The following is a 14,347-nucleotide window of genomic DNA, read 5'->3' on the forward strand; positions in this document are numbered from 1 at the left end:
TGATCGGGTTCATATACGCTATGCGCAAAAGTTAACCAGTTTTTTAAGAACTTAGGGGCGCCGGGCCCCTCCCAGTGAGACGCAGGATCCAGCCTGATGCACCATTTTACACTCGAGTCGTAGTTTTTAGTAAATCAATTCATCATGTAAGTACGCCTCATTCCTTAAGGATTCGCAAGCCTTGATCTCGGGCTCTTTACGAATCCGTCGGAAATGTGACTTTTTACGAGTTCATCAATCTTGGCATCGCTATTTATCCGATTGATATCATAGCGTTCCAATCTGGGCCTTATTCTCCGCATGATTTCAACCTGTTGCCCGCTCATCTCCTGCAAATTTTACCATGAAACCAAAGCCGTTTCCAGGGAACCGTCAGCAAATGGATTTTTCCCGCCCCCGAGACTCAAGGGCAATCATCGTTGCTCGTCATGGACGGGTAAAACTAACCAGTGCCCATCCATAAATGACCAATTTGCCCGATATCTGCGTTATTCGAAAAATTTTATCCTCGGAATATCAAACATATGCACCCCAAGGGCACTTCTTTCAGGGCGCCGCCGGTAAAATTTTTCGAAAGCCTTGATCTCGACCCAAACTGCCTATTTCTGGACGGACACTAACCAGGACATCGACAATCCGTCAACTCTGAAAAGATAGGAATCATAAAAAAAGGCGATTGTCACTTGACAATGAGGAAGTCATTTTTATATTTGAACAGACATTCATATATAATTCCCATAGGAGGTCGACGTGGCCAAGAATAATGCGCTATCCGCATGTACGCCGGAAACCTGCGATATCCGGGTGGTTCATTTGGATAGGGTTGCCCGGGCTAAAGCGGAGGCCATTGCTCAAAATGACATGCAGCGGCTGGCGCTGACCTACAAGATCATGGGCGATCCCACCCGGCTCAAGATCATCATGGCCCTGCGGGGTGGTGAGATGTGTGTATGTGACATCGCCGCGTTTTTAGGACTGAGCGAATCGGCCGTCTCCCACCAACTCAGGCGCCTGCGGGAGTCTTCGCTGGTTCGCTCCCGCCGGGACGGGCAGATTCTATACTACTCACTCGACGACGACCATGTACTGGACCTGGTCACCGTCGGTTTGCACCACATTGAGGAACCCTGAACCGCGATAGCGAGCGCATTCCTCGCCGCTTGCCGCGGGGGGGGGGCAATGATCAGGTCTGGTAAACCCTTATCATTTCCGTCCTGACCGCACTTGATGACAGCGAACAGGATTGCGAATGAAGGAATTTCGGCATTAGGGAATTGTAAGGAGCGGCTTTTTGCCGCGATCGATTTTCCAATGTGCCGACTAAGAGGAACGATACACAATGAATCTGCTGCTCAACATCCTGCTTCAATCCTGGAACATCCTGCTCGAATCATCGGTCTTCATTATATTTGGCTTGCTCGTCAGCGGTCTGCTGCGGGTGTTTCTCAATCCCGGGGTGGTTTCCCGGCACCTGGGCAAGGGGCGCTTCAAGTCGGTGTTCAAGGCCTCGCTCATGGGAATTCCCATCCCGTTGTGCTCCTGTGGGGTGCTGCCGGCTGCGGCTGCCCTGAAAAAGCAGGGGGCCAACAACGGCGCCGTGACTTCATTTCTCATATCTACGCCGGAATCCGGTGTGGATTCCATCGCCATCACCTACGCACTGATGGATCCAATTATGACCGTGGTGCGGCCGGTGGCTGCATTTGTCACCGCTTTTGCCGCGGGCATTACCGAGAACCTGATGGGAAAACCGGATACGGCCAACCCCATCATCCCGGACCTCTCCTGCCCGGTGGACGGGTGCTGTGACGGAATAAACTGCTCGCCGGAGGTGCACCGTAATCACCACAGTTTCGGCGAAAAAATATCGGCCGGTTTCCGCTTTGCTTTCACCGATGTGTGGGCGGATCTGGCGGTGTGGTTCCTTTTCGGTCTCCTGCTGTCCGGCATCATTACCGTCCTGATTCCCGAATCGGTATTCAGCCGGTATATGGGCGGCGGGATCAGTGCCATGCTGATCATGCTCGGGGTGGGCATTCCCATCTATATATGTGCCACGGCCTCCACGCCCATTGCAGCAACCCTGATCCTTCAGGGTGTCAGCCCCGGTGCGGCCCTGGTGTTTCTAATGACCGGCCCGGCTACCAATGTCACCTCCCTGACCGTGCTGGTAAGTGTGCTGGGCAAACGGGCGACGGGCATTTATCTGGCAGCCATCGCGATTTGCGCGGTGGGCTTCGGCCTGCTGGTGGATTGGATTTATGCGGCCATGGGAATCTCGGCACAGGCGGTGGTGGGACAGGCCGGCGAAGCCATACCGCATGCCGTCGAACTGACCGGTGCCTTCCTTATCCTGGCTCTGTCGGTAAAACCGGTGTGGCGATTTTTGCGCAGCCGCATTTTCAAACCAGCACCGACCGGTGCATTGTTGGCCACAAATACCACGATCGCCAACGCGCCGGAACCCAGCGCCGGCAGCACATGAGGGTGCAGTCACTGACCCGTGGGGCCAGAGGACAGAGGGCAGAGGACTGAGGACTGAAGACAGAAGACTGAAGACGGAGGACTGAAGACGGAGGACTGAAGACGGAGGACTGAAGACGGAGGACTGAAGACGGAGGACTGAAGACGGATAATGGATGCCGGGGTCTGTGCGTCCAACTCGAATCTCGAGGTTGGACATACGACATCAGCATTCCATATTTTTTTATTGACACCTTTTAAAGTTTGGCATACCTAACTTTTCATAAAGGTTGAAATCTTTCATGATTCATGGGGTTCCAATGGCAACGATCAACATTCGCAACATGCAGGTCAACCAAGAAGGAACCATCGCCAGCGTCAAGGTTGGCGGTGAACTGGGGCGTCGGCTCCGGGATATGGGGCTGGTGCCGGGAACCGCAATCAAAATACAAGGCCGGGCACCGCTTTTCGATCCCGTGGCCCTGCGGCTTAAGGGTTTTACCCTGACCCTTCGCAATAACGAAGCCGATCTGATCGACGTCGAGGTTAACGGATAACAATGAACTTTTGCGTTGCACTGGGTGGTAATCCCAACGCCGGGAAGACCACCCTTTTTAATGCCCTTACCGGCTCGCGGCAGCACGTGGGAAACTATCCCGGCGTGACGGTGGACCGCAAGGAGGGCCGCTATGTGCAAAACGGCCACGATATGCACATCGTGGATCTTCCCGGCACCTATTCACTCACCGCGTACAGTATCGAAGAGGTAGTGGCCCGGGATTTTCTGGTCAACGAGCGCCCCCGCGTGACGATCAACATCGTCGACGCATCCAATCTGGAACGCAACCTTTACCTTACCATCCAGTTTCTGGAGCTGGGAATCCCCACCTGCGTGGCCCTGAACATGATCGACGTGGCCAGGGGGCGGGGCATCGAGGTCGACGATAAAAAACTCTCCCGCCTGCTCGGCGTGCCGGTCGTTCCCATCGTGGCCCGCAGCGGGTTCGGGAAAAAGGCCCTGATGGACGCCGTGGAAACGGTGGCCGAAGCACCCCTTCTTCAGCCCCTGCGGGTTTCTTATGGCCGAGACCTGGAAACTGCCATCTTGGAGATGGAAAAAATCATCAACGGGAGCAATTTTCTCACGGACCTGTACCCGTCGCGCTGGATTGCCATCAAGTATCTGGAAAACGACGAGCAGATTCTTGAAAAGGGAAGGGAAACGGACCCGCAGATCGCAGATGGTTTGGAGGCCATCACCCGCAACGTGGGCGCGCACATCGAAGAGACCCTGGAAACCTATCCGGAAGCCATGATCGCCGATCATCGTTACGGGTTTATCAATTCCGTGCTCAAGCAGGGGGTGATCAAGGAGCGCCACGACCGTAACCGGCTCTTTCTCTCCGATCGCATCGACAAGGTCCTGGTGAACCGCTTTGCCGGACCCATCATCATGCTGCTGGTGCTCATGGGACTGTACCAATTTGTTTTCACCTACAGCGAAGTGCCTGTGGCCTGGTGCGAGAGGGCCTTTGAGTGGCTTTCGGACATGGTGTCCGCCACCCTGACCGACGGGCTGCTCAAGTCCCTGATTGTCTCCGGCGTTATCGACGGGGTGGGCGGTGTGCTCGGTTTTGTGCCGCTGATCATGTTCATGTTTTTCGGCATCGCCGTGCTGGAAGACTCGGGATACCTGGCGCGGGTGGCCTTCATGCTCGATCGGGTGTTCCAGATATTCGGGCTGCATGGCAGCTCGGTGATGGCCTACATTGTCTCCGGCGGGATTGCCGGCGGTTGCGCAGTACCCGGCGTGATGGCCACCCGGACCCTGCGGTCGCCCAAAGAGCGCATCGCCACGCTGCTGACTGCACCGTTCATGAACTGTGGAGCCAAACTGCCCATATTCGCTCTGCTCATCGCCGCCTTTTTCCCCCACAGCCGGGCCCAGATGATGTTCATTCTCACCCTGATCTCCTGGGCCGGGGCCCTGCTGGCAGCCAAGTTCCTGCGGATGACCGTGGTCAAAGGTGCCTCCACACCCTTTGTCATGGAACTACCTCCCTACCGCCTGCCGACCTTCAGGGGATTGATGATCCATACCTGGGAACGGACCTGGCAGTATGCGAAAAAGGCCGGGACCGTGATTCTGGGCATTTCCGTGCTGCTGTGGGCGGCCATGACCTTTCCCCGCCTGCCCGCTGCGCAGGTTGAAACCTATGCCAACCAGCGGGTTGGAATTGTGTCGACGGCGGCACCCCAGGTGGTTGAAGAACTGGAGGCTGCTTCGACGTCCCGGCCTCTCTCCACTGCCGCCGCTGAATTGAAAGACATTCTGCTGGTCGTGGATGCCCGTCAGGCCGGTGCCGCCCTGCGCCACTCTCTGGCGGGCCGTGTCGGCACCCGCCTAGAATCCGTCACCCGCTGGGCCGGCTTTGATTGGCGCACAAACATTGCACTGATCGGCGGGTTTGCCGCCAAGGAGGTGATTGTCTCTACTCTGGGGACGGCTTATTCACTGGGAACGGTGGACACCGAAGTCACCGATTCCCTGGCCACCAAACTGGTTGCCGAACCGGGATGGCGCATCCTCACTGCCTGGAGCCTGATTATCTTTGTCATGTTTTACGCCCCTTGTTTTGTCACGGTGGTCTGTATCGCCAGGGAATCCTCATGGAAATGGGGCGCATTTTCCATGGTTTTCAATACCTCCCTGGCCTTTTTCCTGGCCGTGATGGTTTACCAGGCCGGCGCTGCTCTCGGATACTGATGCCCGGGCAACTATCCTTGTCCGACGGCGGAAACGCAGACCGATGCAAAGGTTTTGAATGATGGAAACATTGATTGTCATTTTGATTGTCGCGGGTGCCGCAGTGTATGTGGGGCTGATCTTCTACAAAGGATTCAAGCAGAAGGATGGTTGTGCATGCGGCTGCACCTGCTGCAGCATCTCTGATTCATGCAGCCAGCCGGCGGCCGACAACACGGGTGACACCTCCCCGGTCCAAGAAGATCGTTAAACCGGTTCGGCCACCCGTTTGCCATTAAATACCGTCGGTGACCGGGTTTAATATTGACTCCGGATTTTTACTCTTCTATCATCTACGACTCAATATCCAGCATAACGACATCCCGGCGGTGGCCGGACCACCGGAGCCGAACCGCGATAGCGAGCGCATTCCCCGCGGCCCACCGCGGGGAGGCTTCAATCTGAAATGACGTGCGATTCTTCCGCCGGAAAAAACCATTCCGGCAAAGAGGCCTGGTCCATGGACAAACGCGTAATCGTGATAGTGTGGGTGACCATGATGGTATTGGCTGGCTTCCTGCCCGCCATGGCTGCAGACCATGAGCAGGGTTATCTGGGCATCATTACCGGGGACGTGAAAAGCACCGCCCACCAGATCGGCATGGATCTAAAAGCCCTGGTCACGCGCAGCAACATCCATCTGGCGGTGTTTAGTTCAAATGGGTCTGTGGAAAATGTCTACGCCGTTTACCAGCGCCCTGGCAATCATATGGGCCTGGTGCAGTCCGACGCGCTGGCCTTTGTGGCCAAGGTTAAGGGCGACCCGCGGCTTAAGCTGATCGCAGATAAAATCAAATGGGTCTACCCGTTGTACAACCAGGAGATACACATCCTCGGCAAAGGGGAGATCCACAGCCTTGGCGACCTCGACGACAAACGGGTGGCTATCGGCAACGTGGAGAGCGGCACCTATCTGACCAGCCGGCTGATTTTTGAGATCGCGGGTGTTCAGCCCCGGCAGATGGTGGCCATCGGTAATTCCCAGGCACTGGCGGCGCTTAAAGCCGGCAGCATCGATGCCATGGTAACGGTAGACGGGGCCCCGGTGGAACGTCTGGCGCTGGAGGTTGCCCCGGCAGACGGGTTTCACTTGATTCCGATCACCCATGACGGCATCCGCTCCTTCTACCCGGCATCCCGAATTCCCGCTGGCACCTACCCTTGGCAGGCGGCCGATGTGGATACCGTGTCGGTCATGGCCCTGCTGGTGGCCTACGATTTTCGTAACCACCATTGCAACACCATCGGGAAGGTCGCATGGCTGATTAAGGAAAACCTGGACTGGCTTCGACTCAACGGTCATCCCAAATGGAAATCGGTGGATTTGAGTGAACCCGTGAATGGGTGGGAGCAATACCCGTGTGTGAAGGATTTCACTCCAGCCGCCATTGAAGCGGAAACCGAATCATCGCCTGTCCGGAAACCAAACCCGGTGGCCGATGCCATCGAGGCGGTTTTCCCCTGACACCTCGAAACGGAAACAACCATGTATGAATCCTTTTATGGGCTGAAAAAAAAACCCTTTCAGATCACCACGGATCCCAGTTTCCTGTGGATGGGTAACAAGCACCGCGAGGCCCTCTCGACCCTTAAATATGGGGTGATGGACAACAAGGGATTTTTGCTGTTGACCGGCGAGGTGGGCACCGGCAAAACCACATTGATCAACCGGCTGGTGGAAGATATCCATGGCAAAGCCTACACCGCCAAAATTCCCGATCCGGGGCTCAGCAAGTACGATTTTTACCGAATGGTTTCCCGATACTTCGGGCTGCCTATTGAAGTGCGAACCAAGAGCGACTTCATAGAGCCCTTCAGCCGGTTTCTCAATGATGCCCATGAAGAAAAAAAGTCGGTCCTGCTTCTCATCGACGAAGCCCAGCGGCTTAAGCACGACCTGATGGAGGAGATCCGCCTGCTTTCCAATCTTGAACGGCAGGATGCCAAACTGCTCAATATTTTTTTCGTGGGTCAGAACGAATTCAACAGCATCCTGCTCCAACCGGAAAACCGAGCATTGATGCGACGGATTACCATTACCTACAACATCGATCCGCTGGACCAGTCAGAAACCTGCGAGTATATCCGCCACCGGCTGAAAACCGCCGGCGCCGGTTACGACATTTTCTCCGCTGCGGCCATGGAAGCGGTCTTCGATTTTTCCAGAGGGTATCCCCGGCAGATCAATATCATCTGCGACCTTGCCATGTTTTTTTCCTCCCAAGTGTCTCGGCGGACCATCAGCCGGAAGATTGTCAGCCAATGCCGCGAGCGAATATCGTTTACCATGGATGAACTGCCGGCGGAAACGAAAAACAATTCCCGGACGCCGGCGCCCAAGACCTTTTATAAGCCTGTGCAGAAAGAGCGCCGGTCGTGGTTTACCGCAGGGCGTGCACTGGGTGTCGCGGTGGTCTTGCTGGTGCTGGGCAGCGGCGTCTATTTTACACCGGATCCAATGAAAGACCGCGCCAGGCGGTGGGCCCGTGAAGCCTATCAGACCTATTTTCCTGTTTCCGGTAAGCCCTCCGGAGTGGAGCCGCCGATTGTCAATGCTTCCACATCAGGCAATGCCGAAGTTGCAACGGTTGTTCCCGACGCGCCTCAACAGGCGGTGAAAACGCCCCTTGCCGTCGAACCGCTGTTGCGTATGCCCAATCGGCCCCCGGACTTCAACTTAGCGGCAGCCATCGACGATCTCCCCCGGGCATCAGTGTCAGCCGCGCCAAGCGCTGCCAACTCCGAGCCGCCTGTTGCCGCCGTGACGACCTCTTCAGCGGAGCTGCCCGACCCGGCCGATGCCATCGACTGGCTCTTAAAAAAACGCAAGCAGGAGACTGGCCAATAGGTTTAACTTTATAGGGGTTATTGCATTCATTGAAGACAAAATTGAAATTGTCGGCTTTTTACGACTCCATCACGTTCCGATGTTTGGGTTCTTTACACTTTAAATGAATCTGGATGGTTGCAAATGTTTAAGATCGCTGTTTTGCCTGGAGATGGCATTGGTCCCGAAGTGATGGAAGAAGCCCTGAAGGTGCTTGATTCTGCTCAGGAAACCTTCGGTTTTGAACTGGCTTACACCCCTGCCGATGTTGGCGGTATCGCCATCGACCGGCACGGTCAGGCCTTGACCGATGACACCCTGCGCCTCTGTGAGGCCAGCGATGCCATTCTTTTCGGATCCGTGGGTGGGCCCAAGTGGGAAACACTGCCGCCGGCGCAGCAGCCCGAGCGGGGGGCGCTGCTGCCCCTGCGCAAACACTTCAACCTGTTTTGCAACCTACGACCGGCCAAAGTTTTTCCCGCCTTGGCCGGGGCCAGCCCCCTTCATCCAAAAATCGTCAGGAATGGCTTCGACATCCTGTGTGTCCGGGAACTGACCGGCGATATCTATTTCGGCCAGCCCAAAGGCCGGGAGGGCAGCGGGCCCGACGAGCGTGCCTTCGATACCATGGTCTACACCCGCCGGGAAATCGAGCGCATCGCCAGAGCCGCGTTTGATGCAGCCCGGCTGAGAAGCCGGCGGGTGGCGTCGGTGGACAAGGCAAATGTTCTGACCACCATGGTGCTATGGCGGGAGGTGGTCAGCGAGACGGCTCAGGCATACCCGGATGTGACCCTGAGTCACATCTATGTGGACAACGCCGCCATGCAGCTGGTTAAAGATCCCCACCAATTCGACGTGCTGCTGTGCGGCAATATGTTCGGTGACATCATATCCGACGAGTGTGCCATGATCACCGGTTCCATGGGCCTGTTGCCCTCGGCCAGCATCAGTGAAAGCGGATTCGGCCTTTACGAGCCGGCAGGCGGCAGCGCTCCGGACATTGCCGGCCAGGGCATTGCCAATCCCATTGCTCAAATCCTGTCTGCGGCCATGATGCTGCGCTACAGCCTGAACCTGGCCGAGGCTGCCGATGCTGTGGAAACCGCTGTGGCGCGTGTGCTGGAAGCGGGATTACGGACCCCCGATATCGCCGCCGGCGCCAGTGCGGTGAGCACCCGGGAAATGGGTGATGCGGTTGCTCGTCAGCTGCGCGACGGCCATTAGGCCGTCATGGAATCATCGTAGCTTAACCCTGAACTTCGTAATTTTTATGTCAGGAAACAAAAGATAAATTGCAAGTAAATCACAATAGCCAAATTCGAAATTCCAAACCTGCTGATCTTGAAGAAAGTACATTCCAATCATCAATTTTGGAGAAATCAAAATGAGAATCAACTGTGGGTCGTTGATCTCATTTGAGTTTTGAATATTGTAATTTGGAATTTATTTGAGATTTGGTGTTTGTAATTTGTTTTTTTTGTTTCCGGTTTGTCCGGGTTAAGTTATGACCACGCCTCTGATCACTTTAGATAGTATTACCGTCAGGCTGCGGGACCAGTGGCTGCTCAACGGCTCGTCGTGGCGGATCAACGCCGGCGAGCAGTGGGCGGTGATCGGCCCCAACGGGGCGGGAAAAACGACACTGGCCAAGGCCATCGCCGGCCTGTTGCCTGTCGTTAAGGGAAAAATCCATTACCATGCCTTTGGCGGCATGTCACCCATCGATGCGATTGCCTACGTGGCCAGCGATGGCCGCCGGGATCTTTGGCGTCGGGAAAGAGACCTGGACCTTGCACGAGGCTTTGCCGGCCGGTTCAATGACGCGACCACCGTTCGTGGTCTGATTTGTCGTCAGCGTGCCGACCTTCCGGCGCCATCCGACATGGAAACACGGTTGGCCGATGTTGCCGGGTGCTTCAATCTGGAAGCCCTGCTGGACAAACCGGCGTTGGCCGTCTCCACCGGAGAGATGAGCCGGGTGCTGATAGCCCGTGAACTGATCCGCCGCCCCCAGATGCTGATCCTCGATGAACCCTTTGACGGCCTCGATCGTCCTGGCCGGCAGGAATTGATGGCGATGCTCGACCGGCTGGGGACATCAGGCCTGCCGATCATACTGGTCACTCACCGCCCCGAGGAGATGCTTTCTGCCACCACCCATGTCCTCACCGTCGATGGCGGTCGGATTGCAGATGCCGGCGCGGTTGACGATGCTTCCCAGATGTTTGATACTGCCTCGGCCGTCGCGACAAAGGAAAGCAAACGGTCCCGCCCCAACCATCACCCGGCGCATCCTGAAGCCGGCCGGCGCGTCTCCTCGGAACCGTTGATCGACATGAAAGCGGTAACGGTTCGCTATGGCGACACCATAGTACTGAACCGGTTCACCTGGGCGGTGGAGGAGGGGCAGCATTGGGCCATCACCGGCCCCAACGGCGCCGGTAAATCCACTATCCTGAAACTGATCACCGGTGACTGCCTGCAGGTGTACGCCAACCGAATCCGACTGTTCGGCAAGGATCGCGGCGTCGGACAAACCTTGTGGGAGACCCGGGAAAGGCTGGGGGTGGTGAGCCACGATCTGTCCAGCGCATATCAGAAGCGAATGTCCGCCATGGATGTGGTCTGCTCAGGATTTTTCGACTCGGTGGGACTGTATCGTCACTGTGATACCGTGCAGATAACAACCGCCAGATGGTGGCTGGCGCAGATGGACATTTCAGCGCTCTCCGAGACCCTGTTCGACCAGCTTTCCCAAGGTCAGCGGCAGATGGTCCTCATCGCCCGGGCGATGGTAAAAAATCCGAATCTGCTGATTCTGGATGAACCGTGCGCCGGTTTGGACCCTGAAAATCGCCATACCGTCCTCAGGCTACTGGAGCAGATCGGCAGCAGTGCTTTCACCAGTTTGATCTTTGTCTCTCACCATGAGAAAGAAATCCCAGCCTGTATTACCCATCGCTTATTTTTGGATCAGGGAATCGTCCAGCACAGCGGGGCCATCAGTCCTCAGGATCTGCCCTTGCTGCCGTCTTTCAACCCGTCGTTATAGCGCTTGTCCCCGTACCAGTGAATCTGCCGGCAGATACCGCGGATGATGCTGGTTTCGCCGGCACGCAGTGACATCCGGGAGAAAAACCGGCGGATGCGGATCATCCAATAGTCCGGGTTTTCCGGGTTCATGTACCCGATTTGAACCAGTGACGCGGTAAGTTCCTCGTACATCTGGTCCAGTTCGATGCGTTTGGCCAGACGGGGCGTGAAGTCGGCAGGACCAGTCTGGGCGGCTGTAGAAAGGCAGTAGCAGACCACCATGACGGCGTGGGCCAGGTTCAGGGAGGTGAAGTCCACCGTGGGGATATTGACCAACTGGTGGCAGCGTTTCAGGTCGTCGTTGGTGAGTCCGCGATCTTCGGGGCCGAAGAGGATGGCCACCGGATTGTTTCTGGAAATGGGGATCAGGCGTCGGGCCAGAACTTCAGGAGACTTGATCACCGGACGCCGGCCTCCAAGCCGAGCGGTGGTGCCGACCACATGACCGAATGGCGCCAGGGCTTCATCAAGCGAATCGACGCGCCGGATCCTGTCAACCACGGATCCGGCCTCATGGGTGGCCAGTCGCCGGATGTGTGCGTCGTCCCAGCGGTCCGGGTCAACCACGATCAGGCGGGTCAACCCCATGTTGCACATGGCCCGTGCAGCGGCCCCTATATTTTCCGGAAACCGGGGCTGCTGCAGGACGATGGTGATGTTGTCACGGGTGACACCGATGGTCATCGGGCATTGATTTCAAAGGCATTGAAAAAGTAGCCGATCTCAAACGCCGCGGTTTCCGGGGCGTCTGAACCGTGGACCACGTTTTTTTCGATATCGGTGGCAAAATCGCGCCGTATGGTGCCTTCGGCCGCTTCCTTGTAATTGGTGGCACCCATGAGCTCACGATAGCGGGCAATGGCATTTTCCCCCTCAAGGACCATGACCACCGCCGGGCCGGAAGACATGAAGTCGGTGAGGCTATCGAAAAAGGGCCGCTGGCGATGCACGGCGTAAAAGCCCTCGGCTTGGGCCTTGGTCATGTGGATCATCTTCATGGCCATGATTTTCAGACCATTGGCCTCCAGCCGTTTGACCACTTCGCCGATCACGTCCCGGGCCACGCCGTCGGGCTTGACGATTGATAATGTTCTTTCCATATCGGGTTTCCTTTCATCGGGTTTCGGTTTGACGCTGCCATAACAGAAGGCCGATACCAAGTCAACCGGTTCCACCGGTGGGCAATATCTATTTTACTGTTTCAACAGACTGATATCTTAATATTAACTGTAAGCGCTAACCGATTGCCAAAGCCGTTGGACCCGTTGACATCATGGGGTTGGCGGTCTATTATTTTGATCGTCCAGATTTGATTCTTTCATTGCATAAACAAGCCATTAGCATCCAACAACAATCAAAATGTGGAGTAAATATGCCGATCTATGAGTTTTACTGTCCGGATTGCAACACGCTTTTTAATTTTTTTTCCAGAACCATCAACACCTCCAAAAAACCCAAATGCCCGCAATGCAAGACCCGCACCCTGGATCGGCAGATGTCTGCCTTCGCTTTTACCGGGAAGGCTAAGGAGGCCGGTGATGGCGACGACTTGCCCTTTGACGAGGGCAAGATGGAAAAGGCCATGCAGATGCTGGCCGGCGAAGCAGACCGGATCGACGAAGATGACCCGCGCCAGGCCGCCGATCTCATGCGAAAACTCACCGACATGACCGGCATGGAAATGGGTGCGGGCATGGAAGAAGCCTTGCGGCGCATGGAGCGCGGCGAGGATCCGGAGCAGGTCGAGGCGGAGATGGGGGACCTGTTGGAAGGGGAAGATCCGTTTGTGTTGCCGGAAAAAAAAGGTAAGGGGACCGCAGCCGGCAGACAGGCTCCCATGCGGGATGAAACCCTTTATGATCTTTAATAAGCGCCGCCCCATGATCCTGAGAGAACGACTGGAAGCCCGGCAGGGAGACATCACCCAATTGGCTGTGGACGCCATCGTCAATGCGGCCAACTCCTCGCTGCTGGGCGGCGGCGGGGTGGACGGGGCCATCCACCGGGCCGCCGGACCCGAACTGCTTGCCGAGTGCCGAACCATCGGCGGTTGCCCCACCGGCGAAGCCCGTTTAACCCAAGGTTACCGACTGCCGGCCCGATATGTGATTCACACCGTGGGGCCGGTTTACCGGGGCCGACCTGAGGACAGCCGCCTGCTGGCCGGCTGTTACACCAACAGCCTGGCGCTGGCCATGGCCCACGGGATCCGAACCCTGGCATTTCCCGCTATCAGTTGCGGGGTCTATGGTTATCCCATTGCCGATGCCGGTAAAATTGCCGTGGACACCTGCGCCACGTTTATGGACACCCATGAAATTCCTGCGAAGGTGATCTTTATGCTCTTTTCGCCAGCCGATCTTGACCTATACGCCCGATATTTGTCTCATCGGGTGGGATAGGGGGTTGCGGCCGACTGCGCATGCATATGGATTCCATGGTTATCCCTTTCTGCCGGAAAGCGATGGAACCGGTGTAATTATACCCCTTGTCGATACCCGTTGGAATTGGGATTGACAAACCCGATGGACATGGTTAAGTTCCACGTCTGAAGCCAATTGGGAGTTTCCGGTCCTTAGGCGTCTCGGGCCGATTTTTTTTATTTTCAAGGAGGGTATTATGTTTGAGGTCACACAACCGGCAGTTGAGCAAATTGCCGAATATTTCAAAGGTAAAGATGTCAAACCGATCCGGATTTTTCTAAACGAAGGCGGCTGAGGGGGCCCTGGCCTGGCCATGGCTCTGGATGAGCTTGCCGATACGGATAAGGCGTTTGACATCGACGGTTTTCAATTCATCGTCAACACGGAATTTCTTGAAAAAGCACAGCCAATCAAGGTTGATTTCCATCAGTATGGTTTCAAGCTGGACTGCGGGATTGACTTTGGCGCTGGCTGCACCAGCTGCGGTACCGAGGGCTCCTGCTGCTCCTGATCGTCCCGGACCAAACTATTTCTGAAAGGCGACCTACTGCAGGTCGCCTTTTTAGTTGGTTCAATGGCGCCATCGGCTGCATTCTTTTACTTGCAGCTCCAACGCTGCCTTGCTATAACGCTGTGAACCCCAATCGCAGGCTATAAGCATAAGCGCCGCCAGGCGGCTATTGCGGTTGCCGCAATTTGAACCCCATCCATGACCAACCATCGACGCATTTT

Annotated in this window: 14 protein-coding genes; 12 read left to right on the forward strand and 2 right to left on the reverse strand. The window is 56.1% G+C overall.

What is annotated here, in order from left to right; genetic code table 11:
* The first annotated feature begins 750 nt into the window (after positions 1-750).
* The 9 genes from QNK41_RS18625 (at position 751) to QNK41_RS18665 (ending at position 11,151) form a co-directional block, all read left to right on the forward strand.
* Entirely contained in the window at positions 751-1,131 is a 381-nt protein-coding gene (locus QNK41_RS18625; RefSeq protein WP_319259960.1) for a metalloregulator ArsR/SmtB family transcription factor, read from the forward strand.
* Positions 1,132-1,339: 208 nt separating this feature from the next.
* A complete protein-coding gene (locus QNK41_RS18630; protein WP_319259963.1) occupies positions 1,340-2,485 on the forward strand; it encodes an SO_0444 family Cu/Zn efflux transporter in 1,146 nt (381 codons plus the stop codon).
* 298 nt (positions 2,486-2,783) lie between these two features.
* Entirely contained in the window at positions 2,784-3,020 is a 237-nt protein-coding gene (locus QNK41_RS18635) for a FeoA family protein (RefSeq protein ID WP_319259965.1), read from the forward strand.
* A gap of 2 nt (positions 3,021-3,022) precedes the next feature.
* The gene (gene feoB, locus QNK41_RS18640) at positions 3,023-5,230 is read left to right on the forward strand and encodes a ferrous iron transport protein B (RefSeq protein WP_319259967.1); all 2,208 of its coding nucleotides are present in this window, start codon (positions 3,023-3,025) and stop codon (positions 5,228-5,230) included.
* A 58-nt stretch (positions 5,231-5,288) separates the two neighbouring features.
* Complete coding sequence (locus tag QNK41_RS18645; RefSeq protein WP_319259970.1) at positions 5,289-5,480, forward strand: FeoB-associated Cys-rich membrane protein; 192 nt, start codon at positions 5,289-5,291, stop codon at positions 5,478-5,480.
* 249 nt (positions 5,481-5,729) lie between these two features.
* Complete coding sequence (locus tag QNK41_RS18650; protein ID WP_319259972.1) at positions 5,730-6,734, forward strand: TAXI family TRAP transporter solute-binding subunit; 1,005 nt, start codon at positions 5,730-5,732, stop codon at positions 6,732-6,734.
* Between the two features lie 21 nt (positions 6,735-6,755).
* Positions 6,756-8,117 (forward strand): ExeA family protein, encoded by a 1,362-nt coding sequence (locus QNK41_RS18655; RefSeq protein ID WP_319259975.1) that lies wholly within the window; start codon positions 6,756-6,758, stop codon positions 8,115-8,117.
* 123 nt (positions 8,118-8,240) lie between these two features.
* Positions 8,241-9,323: a 3-isopropylmalate dehydrogenase gene (leuB, locus tag QNK41_RS18660; RefSeq protein ID WP_319259977.1), complete on the forward strand. Its 1,083-nt coding sequence runs from the start codon at positions 8,241-8,243 to the stop codon at positions 9,321-9,323.
* Between the two features lie 280 nt (positions 9,324-9,603).
* Positions 9,604-11,151: an ATP-binding cassette domain-containing protein gene (locus QNK41_RS18665; RefSeq protein WP_319259979.1), complete on the forward strand. Its 1,548-nt coding sequence runs from the start codon at positions 9,604-9,606 to the stop codon at positions 11,149-11,151.
* On the opposite strand, the gene QNK41_RS18670 is transcribed toward QNK41_RS18665, so the two are convergent.
* Together QNK41_RS18670 and ndk are read right to left on the reverse strand one after the other, a co-directional pair.
* Positions 11,109-11,876 (reverse strand): RNA methyltransferase, encoded by a 768-nt coding sequence (locus QNK41_RS18670; RefSeq protein ID WP_319259982.1) that lies wholly within the window; start codon positions 11,874-11,876, stop codon positions 11,109-11,111. The genes QNK41_RS18665 and QNK41_RS18670 overlap by 43 nt on opposite strands.
* Complete coding sequence (gene ndk, locus QNK41_RS18675; RefSeq protein WP_319259984.1) at positions 11,873-12,292, reverse strand: nucleoside-diphosphate kinase; 420 nt, start codon at positions 12,290-12,292, stop codon at positions 11,873-11,875. Before ndk ends, QNK41_RS18670 begins: the two co-directional genes overlap by 4 nt.
* Before the next feature lie 272 nt (positions 12,293-12,564).
* Between ndk and QNK41_RS18680 the strand changes: the two genes are divergently transcribed.
* The 3 genes from QNK41_RS18680 (at position 12,565) to QNK41_RS18690 (ending at position 14,126) form a co-directional block, all read left to right on the forward strand.
* On the forward strand, positions 12,565-13,059 hold the full coding sequence (locus QNK41_RS18680; RefSeq protein WP_319259987.1) for a zinc ribbon domain-containing protein: 495 nt from the start codon (positions 12,565-12,567) through the stop codon (positions 13,057-13,059).
* Positions 13,049-13,594 (forward strand): O-acetyl-ADP-ribose deacetylase, encoded by a 546-nt coding sequence (locus QNK41_RS18685; protein ID WP_319259994.1) that lies wholly within the window; start codon positions 13,049-13,051, stop codon positions 13,592-13,594. Before QNK41_RS18680 ends, QNK41_RS18685 begins: the two co-directional genes overlap by 11 nt.
* Before the next feature lie 334 nt (positions 13,595-13,928).
* Positions 13,929-14,126, forward strand: coding sequence for a hypothetical protein (locus QNK41_RS18690; protein WP_319259996.1), 198 nt, complete (start codon positions 13,929-13,931; stop codon positions 14,124-14,126).
* The last annotated feature ends 221 nt before the right edge of the window (positions 14,127-14,347 follow it).

Origin of the sequence: Desulfosarcina sp. (genome assembly GCF_033791525.1) — a bacterium.
In the GTDB taxonomy this organism is placed as follows: Bacteria; Desulfobacterota; Desulfobacteria; order Desulfobacterales; family Desulfosarcinaceae; genus Desulfosarcina.

Coding starts and splice junctions, on each gene's coding strand:
- QNK41_RS18650 (WP_319259972.1), top strand. CDS start 5,730: ATGGACAAACGCGTAATCGTGATAGTGTGGGTGACCATGATGGTATTG.
- QNK41_RS18665 (WP_319259979.1), top strand. CDS start 9,604: ATGACCACGCCTCTGATCACTTTAGATAGTATTACCGTCAGGCTGCGG.
- QNK41_RS18655 (WP_319259975.1), top strand. CDS start 6,756: ATGTATGAATCCTTTTATGGGCTGAAAAAAAAACCCTTTCAGATCACC.
- leuB (WP_319259977.1), top strand. CDS start 8,241: ATGTTTAAGATCGCTGTTTTGCCTGGAGATGGCATTGGTCCCGAAGTG.
- QNK41_RS18645 (WP_319259970.1), top strand. CDS start 5,289: ATGATGGAAACATTGATTGTCATTTTGATTGTCGCGGGTGCCGCAGTG.
- feoB (WP_319259967.1), top strand. CDS start 3,023: ATGAACTTTTGCGTTGCACTGGGTGGTAATCCCAACGCCGGGAAGACC.
- QNK41_RS18690 (WP_319259996.1), top strand. CDS start 13,929: ATGGCTCTGGATGAGCTTGCCGATACGGATAAGGCGTTTGACATCGAC.
- QNK41_RS18630 (WP_319259963.1), top strand. CDS start 1,340: ATGAATCTGCTGCTCAACATCCTGCTTCAATCCTGGAACATCCTGCTC.
- QNK41_RS18635 (WP_319259965.1), top strand. CDS start 2,784: ATGGCAACGATCAACATTCGCAACATGCAGGTCAACCAAGAAGGAACC.
- ndk (WP_319259984.1), bottom strand. CDS start 12,292: ATGGAAAGAACATTATCAATCGTCAAGCCCGACGGCGTGGCCCGGGAC.
- QNK41_RS18670 (WP_319259982.1), bottom strand. CDS start 11,876: ATGACCATCGGTGTCACCCGTGACAACATCACCATCGTCCTGCAGCAG.
- QNK41_RS18685 (WP_319259994.1), top strand. CDS start 13,049: ATGATCTTTAATAAGCGCCGCCCCATGATCCTGAGAGAACGACTGGAA.
- QNK41_RS18680 (WP_319259987.1), top strand. CDS start 12,565: ATGCCGATCTATGAGTTTTACTGTCCGGATTGCAACACGCTTTTTAAT.